This is a genomic window from Micromonospora sp. NPDC004540 (assembly GCF_040610095.1).
Classification (GTDB): Bacteria; Actinomycetota; Actinomycetes; order Mycobacteriales; family Micromonosporaceae; genus Micromonospora.
Genome location: NZ_JBEXLR010000043.1, coordinates 1 through 14,651 on the forward strand (window position 1 = coordinate 1; position 14,651 = coordinate 14,651).

Sequence of the window (14,651 nt, forward strand, 5' to 3'; positions counted from 1 at the left end):
GGCGCCGCGGGCGTGCCGGCGCAGCGCCACCGTCGCGGCGAGCGCGGCGATGCGCCGGTCGGCGGCCCGGTCGGCGTCGTCGCCTGGCAGGAAGCCGGGGTCGGCGGCCCGCACCGCCGCCGCCGCGGCCAGGTCGTCCTGCTCCCCCGCGGCGAGGAGGCGTTCCTCGGCGGCGGCGCGGACCACGCCGGGGGCGCTCCACCGCATGCCGAGGTCCCCCTCGACGGTGCGGGCCCGCCACAGGGTGCCGGCGACCTCCTGGCTGGGTCCGCTGTCCCGCTCGTCGGGGGTGAGCACCGAGTACACGTCGGTGGTGGCGCCGCCGACGTCGACGACGGCCAGGTCCCCGCCGAGGGCGTCGGCGAGGACCTCCACCCCGGTGAGCACCGCGTCGGGGGTGGCGGCCCGCACCAGGCGGGCGAACCGGCCGCCGCGGGACAGCTTCTTGCCGCCGATGACGTGCCGCAGGAACACCTCCCGGATCGCGGCGCGGGCCGGCGCGGGGGTGAGCACCCCGATGCGGGGCAGCACGTTGTCGGCGGCGGTGACCGGCACCTTCGCCGCAGCGAGCAGGGCGTGCAGGTCGTCGCGGACGTCGGCGTTGCCGGCGAGCACCACCGGCACCCGCCAGCGCGCCCGGGCCAGCCGGGTGGCGTTGTGGGTGAGCGTGTCCGCGTCGCCGCCGTCGGTGCCGCCGACGAGCAGCACCACGTCGGGCCGGGCGGCGCGCAGCGCGGTCAGGTCGGCCTGACCGAGCCGCCCGGCGGCCACGTGCACCACGTTCGCCCCGGCGGACAGCCCGACCCGCCGGCCGGCCTGCGCGGTCACGAGGGGCTCGTAGCCGACGACGGCCAGCCGCAGGCCACCGCCGGCCGACGAGCAGACGTACCAGGGCAGGTCCCCAGCGGTGAGCCCGGCGGTGGCGGCGCCAACGGCGGCGTCCAGGCCGTGCAGCACGTCGGTGCCCACGGTGGTCGGGGCGGCCGCCGCGCCGACGAGGCGGCCGCCGTCGAGGTCGACCACCGCGGCCTTGGTGTACGTCGACCCGACGTCGGCGCAGACGGCGAGGTTCACGCGGAGTTGTCCTTCATTCGCGACCGCGGGCTCGCAGCGCTCACGCCGCTGGGGGTACGACCACCGTGCCGGTCGCGGTGACCGCCACGATCGGCTCGGCGAGGACCTCGGCGGCCGACTCCGACTTGTCGGGGCGGCCCCGGCACACCACCCGGGCGGCGAAGTCGATGGTGCGGCTGCGGGTGCCGACCCGGGTGACGGTGGCGACCACCTCCAGCACGTCACCGGCCTTCATGGGCGCCTTGAACTGCACGTCGGAGTAGGAGGCGAACAGCCCCTCGTCGCCGTCGGTGCGGATGCACACCTCGGTGGCGACGTCCCCGAACAGCCCCAGCGCGTACGCCCCGTCGACGAGGTTGCCGGCGTAGTGGGCGTGGGAGTACGGCACGTACCGGCGGTGGGTGACGGTCAGGCCGACCCGGGAGTCGCTCATGCCGGGCCGGCTGGGCATGGGCTCACGGCCCTCGCTGCGCTCGGTGCGTTCGCTCATGCTCTCGCCTTCTTCTCGGTGATCAGGGCGTGCACCAGGTAGCTGGCGACCTCGCCGGGGGTGGTGCCGCGACCGAAGATCCGGTCGACGCCCAGCTCCCCGGTCATGGTCTCGTCGAAGCGGGGCCCGCCGACGATCAGCAGGGGCCGCCTGCCGGCGGGCATGGCCTCCCGGAACGCGGCGGACATCTCCCGGGTGTTGTGCAGGTGCGCGTCGCGCTGCGTGACGACCTGGGAGACGAGCACCGCGTCGGCCTTCTCCCGCCGGGCCGCCTCGACCAGCTCGGGGACGCTGACCTGCGCGCCCAGGTTGGTGACCTTGAGTTCCCGGTAGTACTCCAGGCCCTTCTCCCCGGCGATGCCCTTGACGTTGAGGATGGCGTCGATGCCGACGGTGTGCGCGTCGGTGCCGATGCAGGCCCCCACCACGGACAGCTTGCGCCGCATCTTCTGCTTCACCACCGTGTTGACCTCCTTGGCCGACAGCAGCGGGAAGTCCCGTTCCACCACCTGCACCTTGTCGAGGTCGACGAGGTGGTTCACCCGCCCGTAGACGACGAAGAAGGTGAACCCGTCGCCCATCTGCTTGGCGTGCACCAGCATCGCCGGGTCGATGCCCATCTTGTTGGCGAGCTGGACCGCGGCGCCCTCGGCGCGCTTGTCGTGCGGCACGGGCAGGGTGAACGACACCTGCACCATGCCGTCGCCGGTGGTGTCCCCGTACGGCCGGACGATCTTCTTCTCCGTCATGCCGTGCTGGCCGGGCATGCCCTCACGGCCCTCGCTTCGCTCGGTGCGTTCGCTCATGCCGCCTGCTCCAGGATGTCCGTGGCGGGGTTGTAGTAGTCGGCCTCGTGCTTCGCGACGCCGTCGAGGCCCTTGCCGCGGTCCGCGGGCCGCTTCATGATCCCGAAGGTGCCCTCGGCGATCGCGGTCAGCAGCGACTGGTCACCGATGCGGTCGAGCAGGTCCACGGCCTCGCCGAGCACCCGGTGGGCGCGCTGCTGGATGAACCCGCCCGGGGCGGGCACGAAGTCCTCGTGCAGTCCGCCGGCGGCGCCCAGCACGTACCGGACGTTCTGCAGGGCGATGTCCCGGTCGGACAGCCACGGGGTGACCACCGCCTCGGTCATCATGCCGACCAGCAGGATGCCCTGCCCGGTCATGGTGCCGACCAGGTTGAAGAACCCGTCGAGCAGGTTGCCGCGGAACACGTCACCGGTCATGTGCTTGGTCGGCGGCATCCACTTCAGCGGCGCGTCCGGGAACAGCTCCCGGGCCAGCAGCGCGTGCGCCAGTTCGAGGCGGAACGACTCCGGCACGTCCGGGTTGATCTCGAACGCGTGGCCCAGGCCGAGTTGCCAGTCGGCCAGCCCCGCCTCGTGCGCGAAGTATTCGTTGAGCAGCTGCGACACCGTCACCGTGTGCGCCTCGTCGACCGCGTCGGCGGTGGTGAGGTAGTTGTCCTCGCCGGTGTTGATGATGATCCCGGCGCGGGCGTGCACCTGGCGGGAGAACCGCTGGTCGACGAAGGTGCGGATCGGGTTGATGTCGCGGAACAGGATCCCGTACATCGAGTCGTTGAGCATCATGTCGAGCCGTTCCAGGCCCGCCAGGGTGGCCATCTCCGGCATGCACAGGCCCGACGCGTAGTTCGTCAGCCGCACGTACCGGCCCAGCTCCCGCGACGACTCGTCCAGCGCCGCCCGCATCAGCCGGAAGTTCTCCTGCGTGGCGTAGGTGCCGGCGAAGCCCTCCCGGGTGGCGCCCTCCGGCACATAGTCCAGCAGCGACTGCCCGGTCGAGCGGATCACCGCGATGATGTCCGCGCCGGCCCGCGCGGCGGCCTGCGCCTGCGGGATGTCCTCGTAGATGTCGCCGGTGGCCACGATCAGGTAGATCCACGGCCGCTGCTTCGGGTCCCCGTACCGCTTCACCAGGCGGTCCCGCTCGGCGCGGCGCCGGTCGATCTGCCGCACGCCCGCGGCGACCGCCTTCCGGGCGGCCCGCCGCGCGGCCGTGGCGGCCTTGCCGGTCGGCTGGGTGAACCGCACCGACCCGGCGGCGGCCTTCTGCGCCAGCAGCGTCACGTCGGCGATCTGCTCCCGCGCCAGGGCGTCGAACACCGGCGCGGCCACCCCGTGCCCCAGACCGACGTCGGCGACGACCGCGTCCACGAGGCGGTTCACCCACGGGATGCCGTCCGGGTCGGCGCCGGTCACCCCGGCCAGCCGCAGCACCGCCCGCTCCACCGACACCGTGGTGTGGCTGCGCGCCAGATCCACCACCGGCTGCCCGGCGCGGCGCGCCAACTCCCGCGCCCGCGCCACCAGCGCCGGATCCAGCCCAAGCTTGCCTGTCACTGAGAAGTGCCTTCCTGATAGATCACGTCACCGCGCAGCACCGTGGCCCGGCACACCGGCAGCGGCGTCGGGTCCTCCGCGCCGCGCGCCTCCGGGTCCTCGGCCTGCAACACCGGCAGTCCCCGCTCCACCCCGGCCGGGGTGTCCCACACCGCGAACGTCGCCGGCGCGCCCAGCGCCAGGACCCCCTCGTTGTCCAGGTGCACGGCCCGCCACCCGCCGCGGGTGTGCGCCGCGAACGCCGCCCGCACGCTCATCCGCTGCACCGGGTTGTGGTGCGCCGCCGCCGCCCGCACCGACCCCCACGGGTCCAGCGGCGTCACCGGCGAGTCCGACCCGAACGCCAACGCCACCCCCACCCCGTGCATGGCGCCCATCGGGTTCGACTCCAACGACCGGGACAGCCCCAGCCGCGACTCGTACATCCGGCCCGCGCCACCCCACAACCGGTCGAACGCCGGCTGCATCGACGCCACGATGCCGTACTCCACGAACCCGGCGATCAACCGCTTGCTCATGATCTCCGCGTGCTCGACCCGGTGCCGGGCCGCCCGCAACCGGTCCACGCCCACCTTCTGCGCCGCCTGCGCGAACCCGTCCAGCACCGTGCCGATCGCCGCGTCCCCGATGGCGTGGAAACCGCCCTGCAGCCCGTGCGCCGCGCAGTCCAGCAGATGGTCCCGCACCTGCTCCACCGTCACGTACCCGTGCCCGCACGCCCCCGGCTCCCCGTCCAGGTACGCCGCCGACACGTGCGCCGTCCGCGAGCCCAGCGCCCCGTCGGCGAACAGGTCACCACCGGCGCCCACCGCGCCCAGTTCCCGGGCCTTCGCGGCGCCCAGCAGCTCACCCCAGTACCCGTACACCTCCGGCACCCCGGCCCCCGAGATGGCCAGCAGCCCGGTGAAGTCCTCCTCGTCGGAGATGTCCGGGCCGCCGCACTCGTGCACCGCCGCGATGCCCAGCGACGCCGCGTGCGCCAGCGCCCGCCGCTGCGCCGCCACCCGCTGCGCCCGGGTCACCGACGAGAACGCCGCCGCCCGCACCACGTGATGCGCGTCACGGCGCAGCCAACCCGACGGGTCGAACCCGGCCGCGTCCGCCGCATCCGGGCAGGCCGCCAGCAGCGCCGCCGACACCAGCGCCGAATGGATCGACGCCTGCGACAGGTACACCTTCCGGCCCCCGGCCGCCCGGTCCAACGCCGCCGCGTCCGGCAGGGCCGGCTCCGCCCAGGACGACTCGTCCCAGCCGTGCCCCAGCACCACCGCGTCGCCCGGCAGCGCGGCCGCGAACGCCGCCAGGGCCTCCAGCAGCCCGGACGCCGACCTGACCGCCGACAGGTCCAGCCCCGACAGGGCCAGTCCCGTGTCGGTGGCGTGCACGTGCGCGTCCACGAACGCCGGCGTCACCAGCGCCCCGCCCAGCTCCACCACCCGGTCGGCGGCCGGCGCCTCGGCGTCGGCGCCCAGCCAAGCGATCCGCCCGTCACGCACCAGCAACGCCGTCGCGCTCGGGTCGGCCGGACAGTGCAGCACTCCGCCGCGGTACAAGGTCGAGGGGTTCGTCATGACGATCAGTCTGCCGCCAACCGGGCCTCGAAGAGACGACGCACCCCCGGCTCGGCGCGCAGCAGGTCCAGCGCCAGCTCGGCGTGCCCCGGCACGTACCCGTTGCCGACCAGCATGGTCACGTCCGCGGCCAGGCCCTCCGCGCCCAGCGCCGCCGCCGCGAAGCTCGTCGCCATCGAGAAGAAGATCACCGTGCCGCCGTCCTCGGTCGCCAGGACCGCGCCGTGCTCACAGCCCGGCACGTCCACGCAGACCACCGTGACGTCCGCCGGGGCGCCGAGAGCCGTGGTGACCGCCGTGGACAGGCCCACCGGGTCGCGGGCGTCGGCCAGCGCGACCACGTCGGCCAGCCCGGCCGCTTCGAGGGCGTCGCGCTCCGCCGCCACCGGCACCACCCCGACGGTACGGCCGGCGCCGGCCCGCCGCGCCGCGGCCAGGGACAGCGAGCCGCTCTTGCCGGCGCCGCCGATCACCGCCACCGTCACCGGACGCCGGTCCTCCTCGCGGCGCCGCCTCGCCACCTGCTCGGCCACCACCCGCGCGGTCAGCGCCGGCGCCCCGCACACGTCCAGCACCGCCAGGGACAGCTCCGGGTGCAGGTCGCCCGGCAGCACCGCGGCGATCGACCGGGCGAACAGGATCGCGTAGCCGTCGCAGGGCACCTGCTCGCTGCGCCCGTCCCAGCGGGCCAGCCCGTCGAGGATCGTCAGCGGAGTCAGCGTCAGCGACACCAGGGTGGCCACCCGGTCGCCCGGCTTCAGCCCCAGCGGGGACCGCTTCCCGGCCTCCTCCACGCTGCCGATCAGCATGCCACCGGAGCCGGTGACCGGGTTCTGCATCTTCCCCCGGGTCGAGATGATCTCCAGCACCTCGGCGCGGACCTTCTCCCCGTCGCCGCCGTGCTTCTCCGACAGCTGCCGGAAGCTCGCCGCGTCCAGATTCAGCCGCTCGACCCGGATCCGCACCTCGTTCGCCGCGATCCGCGGGTCGGCGTCCAGCCGCCACGCCGCCTGCGGCAGCACCCCCGCCGGTTCCACGACTCGGTGCAGACCCACCGGTGACGTCACGCCGACCCCCTATGTCCAGCCGCCCGAACCCCTGGCCAGGGCTCGCGTCGCGGGAAAACTTCCGGCAGACTAATTTCTTCACCGGATATTTTCCAGTAGCCTTCAGGATCGCTGATCACCCGCACCAGATGTCAGGAGGGGCCGTGACCCAGACCCAACCGGTTGAGACCATCCCTCAACCCCGTCACGCCCCGGTCGCCGTACCGACCGCCGGGCAGCCGTACGAATACCGCCGCAGCCCTCTGGTCGAACCCGACTGGACCCGCTTCCCCGGCTGGCGCCACGTCACCCGCGAGCAGTGGGAGAACGCCCAGTGGCAGCGGGTCAACTGCGTCAAGAACATCAAGCAGCTGCGCACCGTCCTCGGCGACCTCGTCGACGAGACCTTCTACGCCGACCTCGAGGCCGACCAGAAGGCCCTGGCCACCATGTCCATGCTGGTGCCGCCGCAGATGCTCAACACCATGGTGCCGTTCGAGCCCATGACCACCGAGGCGTTCCTCGCCGACCCGGTCCGCCGCTACATGATCCCCGTCGCCTCCGACCGGCGCACCGACTGGCCCTCACACCCCTACGCCAGCCGCGACAGCCTCCACGAGCACGACATGTGGGTCGCCGAGGGCCTCACCCACCGCTACCCCACCAAGGTCCTCGCCGAGTTGCTCTCCACCTGCCCGCAGTACTGCGGCCACTGCACCCGGATGGACCTCGTCGGCAACTCCACCCCCGCCGTCGACAAGCTCAAGCTCACCCTCAAGCCCGTCGACCGCTACGACGCCCACATCGCCTACCTCAAGGCCCACCCCGGGGTCCGCGACGTCGTCGTCTCCGGCGGCGACGTGGCCAACGTGCCGTGGAAGAACCTCGAGTCCTACCTCATGCGGCTGCTCGAGATCGAAACCATCCGCGACATCCGCCTCGCCACCAAGGCCCTCATGGGCCTGCCCCAGCACTGGCTCCAGGCCGACGTCGTCGAGGGCCTCGAACGGGTCGCCCGCACCGCCGCCCGCCGCGGCGTCAACCTCGCCATCCACACCCACGTCAACCACCGGCAGTCGATCACCCCGCTGGTCGCCAAGGCCGCCCAGACCGCCCTCGACGTCGGCGTCCGTGACGTGCGCAACCAGGGCGTGCTCATGCGCGGCGTCAACGCCACCAGCGCCGACCTGCTCGACCTCTGCTTCGCCCTCCAGGGCGAGGCCGGGATCCTGCCGTACTACTTCTACATGTGCGACATGATCCCCAACGCCGAGCACTGGCGGGTCCCCGTCTGGCACGCCCAGCAACTCCAGCACGACATCATGGGCTACCTGCCCGGCTACGCCACCCCGCGGATCGTCTGCGACGTCCCCTTCGTCGGCAAGCGCTGGGTGCACATGCTCACCGAGTACGACCGGGAGCGCGGCATCTCCTACTGGACCAAGAACTACCGCACCTCGATCGAGTCCGCCGACCTCGAAGCGCTCAACAAGCGCTACGCCTACTACGACCCGATCGACACCCTGCCCGAGACCGGCCAGGCGTGGTGGACCGCCCACCGCGACGACTGACCCGAACCACCCCGCCGCCCCCGCGAGCCACCTGGCCACGGGGGCGGCGCGCGTTCAGCCCCGCGGGGCGTACATGATCACCGCGACCCCGAGCAGGCAGATCGCCGCGCCCGTGACGTCCCACCGGTCCGGCCGGAACCCGTCCACCAGCACGCCCCACGCCAGCGACCCGGCCACGAACACGCCACCGTACGCCGCCAGGATCCGGCCGAAGTTCGGGTCCGGTTGGAACGTCGCCACGAACCCGTACGCCCCCAGCGCCAGCACCCCGGCCGCCACCCACCACAGCCCCCGGTGCTCCCGCCAGCCCTGCCAGACCAGCCACGCGCCGCCGATCTCCGCCACCGCGGCCAGCACGAACAGCACCAGGGAACGCAGGACCGTCACCCCGCGACCCTAACCAGCCCCGACCCCCGCACACGCGGCGGCGGGCCCCCGGTCATCCGAGGGCCCGCCGGCGTACGGGTCACTTGTCGAAGGAACCGCCGACCTTGCGCCCGGCCTCCTTGACGTTCTGCCCGGCCTGCCGCGCCCGGGCGGCGCTCTGCTCGTTGGCGCCCTCGGCCCGCAACCGCTCGTTGTCGGTGGCGTTCCCGATCCGCTCCTTGGCCATGCCGGCCATCTCCTGGGCCCGGCTCTTGGCCTTGTCGGTGAAGCTCATCCCGCCTCCTCGGCTCGTTTGGGCTTCCGCGGGTTGCGTCCCCGGTGCCGATGACCGCAAACGCTGTGCCCCGGCGCACGTCGCGTACGGCATCCTAGGAAGATAGGTTGAGGGTCACCAGGGCAGCGGGCCCTCCGCGTCGAGGTAGCCGCCGGTCGGGCCGTCCGGGCCCACCTGGGCCATTCGGACGATGATCTCGGCACCCTCCTCGACGGTCTGCGTGCCGGTCCGCCCGTTGAGGTCCGTCGCCGTGAACCCGGGCTCCACCGCGTTGATCCGCATGCCGGGGAACGCCTTGGCGTACTGCACCGTGAGCATGTTGACCGCCGCCTTCGAGGCGGGATACGCCACGCCGGGGTAGCCGTACGCCGGGTCAGCCGGGTCGGCGAGCCGCGCGAGCGAGGCCAGTCCGCTGCTCACGTTCACCACCACCGGGGCGGTCGAGCGCCGCAGCAGCGGCAGGAACGCGTGCATGACCCGGACCGGGCCGAAGACGTTCGTCTCGAACAGCGTCCGCATCTCCTCCGCGGTCACCTCCGCGGCGCCCACCACGCCGTTGTCCGCCGTCCGTCCCTCGATGCCGGCGTTGTTGACCAGGACGTCCAGTCCCCCGCCAGCCTCGACGGCGCGCACCGCGGCCGCCACCGAGGCGTCGTCGGTGACGTCCAGCGGGACGAAGCGCGCGCCCAGCCGTTCGGCGGCCCGCCGGCCACGCTCGGCGTCCCGGCTGCCGATCCAGACGGTGTGCCCGGCGGCCACCAGCCGCCGGGCGGTCTCGAAACCGAGCCCCTTGTTGGCTCCGGTGATCAGTGTCGTCGTCATGTCACCAGGCTCCGTCGGCGCCGGGTGGCCAGCCAGGCGTCCGGTCTTCCTGGGACTGCCAGGGCCACCCCCGACCCGCCCGCCGCCGGGCAGACTGGTCAGCGTGGCGGAGGCGGAGTTCGGTCAGGCGGTGCGGCGCTGGCGCGACCGGGTGCCGCCCGAGGCCGCCGGGCTGCCCGCCGGCCGGTCGCGCCGGGCGGCCGGCCTGCGCCGGGAGGAACTGGCGCTGCTGGCCGGGATCTCCGTCGACTACCTCACCCGCCTCGAGCAGGGCCGCGCGGCCCACCCGTCGGCGCAGGTCGTCGCGGCGCTGGCCCGGGCGCTGCGGCTCTCCGGCGCCGAACGGGCCCACCTGCACCGGCTCGCCGGGCTCGCGCCGCCCGGCCCGCAGGCCGTGCCCACCGAGGTCACCCCGAGCGTCCAGCGGCTGCTGGACCGGCTGGCCGGCACCCCGGTCGCGGTGTACGACGCCACCTGGACGCTGCTGGTGGCCAACCCGCCGTACGCGGCGCTCATGGGCGACCCGTCCGGGTGGCGGGGCGACGAGCGCAACGGGGTGTGGCGGCACTTCCTCGGCCCCGGCTCGCGGGTCCGGCTCGGCCCCGAGGAGCGGCGCGGCTTCGAGGCCGCGCTGGTCGGTGACCTGCGTGCCGCCGCCGCCCGCTACCCGGCCGACCCGCGGCTGGGCCGGCTCCTGGCCGACCTGCGGACGGGCAGCCCCCGGTTCGCCGAACTCTGGGAGACCGGCACGGTCGGCCGGCACGCGGCCGCGCGCAAGACCGTCGAGCACCCGCACGTGGGGCCACTGACCCTCGACTGCGACGTGCTCACCGTCGCCGGCAGCGACCTGCGGATCATGGTCTACACCGCCGAGCCGGGCAGTGCGGACGCCGAACGCCTCGCCCTGCTCACCGTGCTCGGCACCCAGTCGCTGCGGGGCTGACCCTCCCGGCGCCCGGCCCGGACGGCCGGTCCGTGGTTGACTGGTCCGGTGAGCGAGATCCTGCTGATCCGGCACGGCGAGACCACCTGGAGCGCCAGCCGCCGGCACACCTCGTACACCGACCTGGAGCTGACGCCCGACGGCGAGCGGCAGTCCCGGGCGCTCGCCGCGGCGCTCGCCGGGCGGCGCTTCGTGCGGGTGCTGTCCAGCCCGCGGCAGCGCGCGACCTGCACCGCGCACCTGGCTGGGCTCACCGTCGACGACACCGACCCCGACCTGGCCGAGTGGAACTACGGCGCCTACGAGGGGCGCACCACCGCGGACATCCACGAGGAGGACCCGCGGTGGAACATCTGGACCGACGGCTGCCCCGGCGGGGAGTCACCGGCCGAGGTCGGCGCCCGGCTCGACCGGGTGCTCGACCGGGTGGCCCCGCTGCTGGAGCAGGGCACCGTGGCGCTGGTCGGCCACGCGCACAGCCTGCGGGTGCTCGGCGCGCGCTGGGTCGGCCTGCCCCCGTCCGGGGGCGGGCTGCTGCGGCTGGACACCGCCACGCTCAGCGCGCTCGGTCACGAGCACGGCCGGCGGGTCATCCTGCGGTGGAACCAGCCGGTTCCGTCGACGGCCGGGCCCGGCCCCGATCGGGCAGCTCGCCATTGATCTTCGGCGGGCGGTTCTCGTAGGGCGTGGAGAGCACCACGGTCGTCCGGGTGGTGACGTTGGCGGACGTGCGGATCTCCTGCAGCACCCGCTCCAGGTCCGCCGGGCTGGCCACCCGCACCAGCAGGAGGTAGAAGTCCTCCCCGGCCACCGAGTAGCACGAGTCGATCTCCGGCAGGTGGGCCAGCCGCTCCGGGGCGTCGTCCGGCTGCGAGGGGTCGAACGGCCGGATCGCCACGAACGCGGTCAACGGCAGGTCCAGCGCCTCGAACGAGACGCGGGCGGCGTACCCCTTGATGACGCCGCGCTGCTCCAGCCGGCGGACCCGCTGGTGCACGGCGGACACCGACAGGCCCACCCGCTCGGCCAGGTCCGTGTACGACAGCCGACCGTCTCCGGTCAGCGCGGCGACGATGGCGCGGTCGATCTCCTCCACGCGGTGCAACCTACCGGTAAATGCGCTCCCACGTCGCACCCGGCCCGCCGCCGTGACGCTGTGCGGGCCGGGTGGTCGCGCACCGCGTCGATCAGCCCTTGGCCAGGGCCCGGGAGATGACCAGCCGCTGGATCTGGTTGGTGCCCTCGACGATCTGGAGCACCTTCGCCTCGCGCATGTAGCGCTCGACCGGGTGGTCGGCGACGTAGCCGGCGCCGCCGAGCACCTGCACGGCGTCGGTGGTCACCCGCATCGCCACGTCGGTGGCGAACAGCTTCGCCTTCGCCGCCTCGATCGAGTACGGTCGGCCGGCGTCGCGCAGCCGGGCCGCGGCCAGCAGCAGCGCGCGGGCGGCGGAGATCTGGGTGGCGTGGTCGGCCAGGGTGAAGCCGAGCCCCTGGAAGTCGATGATCGCCCGGCCGAACTGCTGGCGCTCCCGGGCGTAGCCGATGGCGTAGTCCAGGGCGGCCTGGGCCAGGCCCACCGCGCAGGCGGCGATGCCGAGCCGCCCCGAGTCCAGCGCCGACATGGCGATGGTGAAGCCCGTCCCCTCGCCGCCGATCAGCCGCTCGGCCGGCACCCGGGCCTCGTCGAAGGCGATCTGGGCGACCGGGGAGGAGTGCAGGCCCATGGTCCGCTCGGCGGCCTGCGGGTGGATGCCCGGGGTGTTCCGGTCGGCCAGCAGACAGGAGATGCCCTTCGGGCCGGGGCCGCCGGTGCGGCAGAAGATGTTGTAGAAGTCGGCGACCCGGGCGTGGGTGATCCACGCCTTGGTGCCGGAGACGACGTACGCGTCGCCGTCCCGGACCGCCTTCGTGGTCAGGGCCGCGGCGTCGGAGCCGCCCTGCGGCTCGGAGAGGCAGTACGCCCCGAGCAGCTCGCCGCCGATCATGTCGGGCAGCAGCTTGCGCTGCTCGTCGGTGCCGAACTGGGCGAGCGGGTAGCAGGACAGGGTGTGCACGCTGACCGCCTCGGCGACGGCGAGCCAGCGGCTGGCCAGGATCTCCAGCACCTGGACGTACACCTCGTACGGCTGGGCGGCGCCGCCGTGCTCCTCGGCGTACGGCAGGCCGAGCAGGCCGGCCCGGCCGAGGGTGCGCAGCACCTCGCGGGGGAACTCGGCGCGCTCCTCGAAGCCGGCGGCCTTGGGGGCGAGCTCCCGGTCGGCGAGTTCGGTGGCGAGGTCCAGCAGGTCGTGGGCCTCGTCGGTGGGGAGGATCCGGTCGACAGTCATAGCGCGATGAGCTCCGTGGGGGTGGTGTTGAGCCGTTGCCCGCCGTCCGTCGTGCAGACGACGATGTCCTCGATCCGGGCGCCGTGCCGCCCGGCGAGGTAGATCCCGGGTTCGACCGAGAACGCCATGCCGGCCTCGAGGGGCCGGGGGTTGCCGGCCACGACGTACGGTTCCTCGTGGGTGTCGAGGCCGATGCCGTGGCCGGTGCGGTGCAGGAACGCGTCGCCGTGACCGGCGGCGGTGATGATGTCCCGGGCGACCGCGTCGAGCGCCTCGGCGGTCATCCCCGGGCGGACGGCCGCCACCGCGGCGCGCTGCGCCTCGTGCAGGACGGTGTAGTAGTCGGTGAACTCGGCCGGGGCGGGGCCGCCGGCGACGTAGGTGCGGGTGCAGTCGGAGCGGTAGCCGGACGGCATGGTGCCGCCGATGTCGACCACCACCGGCTCGCCAGCGCGGATCGGCCGGTCGGCGGTGCCGTGGTGCGGGCTGGCGCCGTTCGGGCCGGCGGCCACGATGACGAAGTCGACCCGGACGTGCCCGGCGACCCGGATCGCGGCGGCGATGTCGGCGGCCACCTCGACCTCGGTCCGGCCCGGGCGCAGCCACTCCCCCATCCGCCGGTGCACGGCGTCGATCGCCGCGCCCGCCTCGGCCAGGGCGGCCACCTCGGCGGGCGACTTGCGGATCCGGAGCTCGCGCAGCACCTCGGAGGCGAGCCGCTGGGCCGCGTCGGGCAGCGTGGCGCGCAGGGCGAGCACCTGCTCGGCCCACATCCGGTCGGCCAGCCCGACGGCGGCGACCGGGCCGGGCAGCGCGGCCCGCAGCAGCGGCCAGGGGTCGGTGCCGTCGGCGTGGTCGACGATCCGGTAGCCGGCGCCAGGCGCGGCCTCGGCGGCGGGGCGTTCCAGCACCGGCACGATCAGGGTGGGCTCGCCCTCGGCGGGGAGCACCAGGCAGGTGAGCCGCTCCCCCTCGTGGGCGTCGTAGCCGGTCAGGTAGCGCAGGTCGGAGCCGGGGGTGAGCAGCAGCGCGTCCAGGCCGGCGGCGGCGGTGGCGCGCTGGGCGGCGGCCAGCCGCCCGGCCGGGTACAGCTCGTCGGTTCCCACCCCCAGAGCTTAACGGTCGTTTGGGCGGTCCCGGGAGCCCGGTGGCCGCTCAGACCCCGGCCATCCGGTCGGCCTCGGGCTTGGTCAGCCCGGAGGCCGGCAGCAGTTCGCCAACCACTATGAAGAGCTGCGAGGCGACGATGGTGCCGGAGAAGCCGAGCTTCTGCGCCCGGGCCCGGCGGGCCGCCTCGGCGGCGTGCAGGGCCCGGGACCGGGCGATCTCGGGGGTCCGGCCGGCCAGGAAGTCCCGGTGCAGCAGCCGCAGCGACTGGCCGAAGGTCTCGATCGCGGCCGGCAGGTCGGCCGGCACCATCACCGCCCCGCTGCCGCGGAACACCACCGCCGCCGAGATGGCCAGCGCGACGACCAGCCCGGTCTGCACGGGCCCGTTTCCGATCACCTGGATGATCAGGTCGCCGGCGAGCACGCCGACGATCACCCCGGCGAGCAGTTCGGCGGTCCGGCGTACCCGGTTGCCGATGGCCGCGGCGATGGTGCCGACCGCGGCGGCGGGCGCGAACAGCGGCTGCGGGTTGTGCAGCAGGGTGTTGGCGACGTACCAGGACAGCCCGGCCGCCAGCCCGGCCTGGAGGGCGACGATGAAGTAGCGGCGCAGCCGCTCGTACGCCTCCCGCGCGTGCCGGCGGGCGACGGCCACCACGGCGGTCACGGCGG

Annotated in this window: 16 protein-coding genes; 3 read left to right on the forward strand and 13 right to left on the reverse strand. The window is 74.2% G+C overall.

Going from position 1 to position 14,651, the window contains the following annotated elements; genetic code table 11:
• The 6 genes from ABZV78_RS16375 to ABZV78_RS16400 all read right to left on the reverse strand — a co-directional run.
• On the reverse strand, positions 1-1,074 hold a 1,074-nt coding region (locus ABZV78_RS16375), incomplete at its 3' end, for a glutamate mutase L (RefSeq protein ID WP_355639297.1).
• Between the two features lie 40 nt (positions 1,075-1,114).
• Positions 1,115-1,507, reverse strand: a complete 393-nt coding sequence (locus ABZV78_RS16380; protein WP_091307206.1) for a hotdog domain-containing protein — start codon at positions 1,505-1,507, stop codon at positions 1,115-1,117.
• A 53-nt stretch (positions 1,508-1,560) separates the two neighbouring features.
• Positions 1,561-2,313 (reverse strand): OAM dimerization domain-containing protein, encoded by a 753-nt coding sequence (locus ABZV78_RS16385; RefSeq protein WP_355639370.1) that lies wholly within the window; start codon positions 2,311-2,313, stop codon positions 1,561-1,563.
• A gap of 53 nt (positions 2,314-2,366) precedes the next feature.
• Positions 2,367-3,926: a lysine 5,6-aminomutase subunit alpha gene (locus tag ABZV78_RS16390; RefSeq protein WP_355639299.1), complete on the reverse strand. Its 1,560-nt coding sequence runs from the start codon at positions 3,924-3,926 to the stop codon at positions 2,367-2,369.
• Positions 3,923-5,497: an amidohydrolase family protein gene (locus ABZV78_RS16395; protein ID WP_355639301.1), complete on the reverse strand. Its 1,575-nt coding sequence runs from the start codon at positions 5,495-5,497 to the stop codon at positions 3,923-3,925. Before ABZV78_RS16395 ends, ABZV78_RS16390 begins: the two co-directional genes overlap by 4 nt.
• A gap of 5 nt (positions 5,498-5,502) precedes the next feature.
• A complete protein-coding gene (locus tag ABZV78_RS16400) occupies positions 5,503-6,552 on the reverse strand; it encodes a zinc-binding alcohol dehydrogenase (RefSeq protein WP_355639372.1) in 1,050 nt (349 codons plus the stop codon).
• Positions 6,553-6,707: 155 nt separating this feature from the next.
• Here ABZV78_RS16400 and ABZV78_RS16405 point away from each other — a divergent pair, with 155 nt between their 5' ends.
• Positions 6,708-8,114 carry a lysine 2,3-aminomutase gene (locus tag ABZV78_RS16405; RefSeq protein ID WP_355639303.1) on the forward strand — a complete coding sequence of 469 codons (1,407 nt, stop codon included), beginning with the start codon at positions 6,708-6,710 and terminating at the stop codon, positions 8,112-8,114.
• A 54-nt stretch (positions 8,115-8,168) separates the two neighbouring features.
• Here the strand turns inward: ABZV78_RS16405 and ABZV78_RS16410 are convergent, their stop codons facing one another.
• From ABZV78_RS16410 to ABZV78_RS16420, 3 genes are all read right to left on the reverse strand, one after another.
• Positions 8,169-8,501 (reverse strand): YnfA family protein, encoded by a 333-nt coding sequence (locus tag ABZV78_RS16410; protein WP_355639305.1) that lies wholly within the window; start codon positions 8,499-8,501, stop codon positions 8,169-8,171.
• A 79-nt stretch (positions 8,502-8,580) separates the two neighbouring features.
• Positions 8,581-8,775 carry a CsbD family protein gene (locus tag ABZV78_RS16415; RefSeq protein ID WP_355639307.1) on the reverse strand — a complete coding sequence of 65 codons (195 nt, stop codon included), beginning with the start codon at positions 8,773-8,775 and terminating at the stop codon, positions 8,581-8,583.
• 114 nt (positions 8,776-8,889) lie between these two features.
• The gene (locus tag ABZV78_RS16420; protein WP_355639309.1) at positions 8,890-9,597 is read right to left on the reverse strand and encodes an SDR family NAD(P)-dependent oxidoreductase; all 708 of its coding nucleotides are present in this window, start codon (positions 9,595-9,597) and stop codon (positions 8,890-8,892) included.
• A 103-nt stretch (positions 9,598-9,700) separates the two neighbouring features.
• On the opposite strand from ABZV78_RS16420, the gene ABZV78_RS16425 reads away from it, so the two are divergent.
• Positions 9,701-10,540, forward strand: coding sequence for a helix-turn-helix transcriptional regulator (locus ABZV78_RS16425; RefSeq protein WP_355639311.1), 840 nt, complete (start codon positions 9,701-9,703; stop codon positions 10,538-10,540).
• A 48-nt stretch (positions 10,541-10,588) separates the two neighbouring features.
• Positions 10,589-11,200: a histidine phosphatase family protein gene (locus tag ABZV78_RS16430; RefSeq protein WP_355639313.1), complete on the forward strand. Its 612-nt coding sequence runs from the start codon at positions 10,589-10,591 to the stop codon at positions 11,198-11,200.
• On the opposite strand, the gene ABZV78_RS16435 is transcribed toward ABZV78_RS16430, so the two are convergent.
• The 4 genes from ABZV78_RS16435 to ABZV78_RS16450 form a co-directional block, all read right to left on the reverse strand.
• Complete coding sequence (locus ABZV78_RS16435) at positions 11,130-11,636, reverse strand: Lrp/AsnC family transcriptional regulator (RefSeq protein ID WP_355639315.1); 507 nt, start codon at positions 11,634-11,636, stop codon at positions 11,130-11,132. The two genes, ABZV78_RS16430 and ABZV78_RS16435, sit on opposite strands and share 71 nt — an antisense overlap.
• Positions 11,637-11,727: 91 nt before the next feature.
• On the reverse strand, positions 11,728-12,870 hold the full coding sequence (locus ABZV78_RS16440; RefSeq protein WP_355639316.1) for an acyl-CoA dehydrogenase family protein: 1,143 nt from the start codon (positions 12,868-12,870) through the stop codon (positions 11,728-11,730).
• On the reverse strand, positions 12,867-13,982 hold the full coding sequence (locus ABZV78_RS16445) for a Xaa-Pro peptidase family protein (protein WP_355639373.1): 1,116 nt from the start codon (positions 13,980-13,982) through the stop codon (positions 12,867-12,869). The genes ABZV78_RS16440 and ABZV78_RS16445 overlap by 4 nt, the downstream gene beginning before the upstream one ends.
• 43 nt (positions 13,983-14,025) lie before the next feature.
• A complete protein-coding gene (locus ABZV78_RS16450) occupies positions 14,026-14,646 on the reverse strand; it encodes an FUSC family protein (protein WP_355639318.1) in 621 nt (206 codons plus the stop codon).
• Positions 14,647-14,651 lie beyond the last annotated feature (5 nt).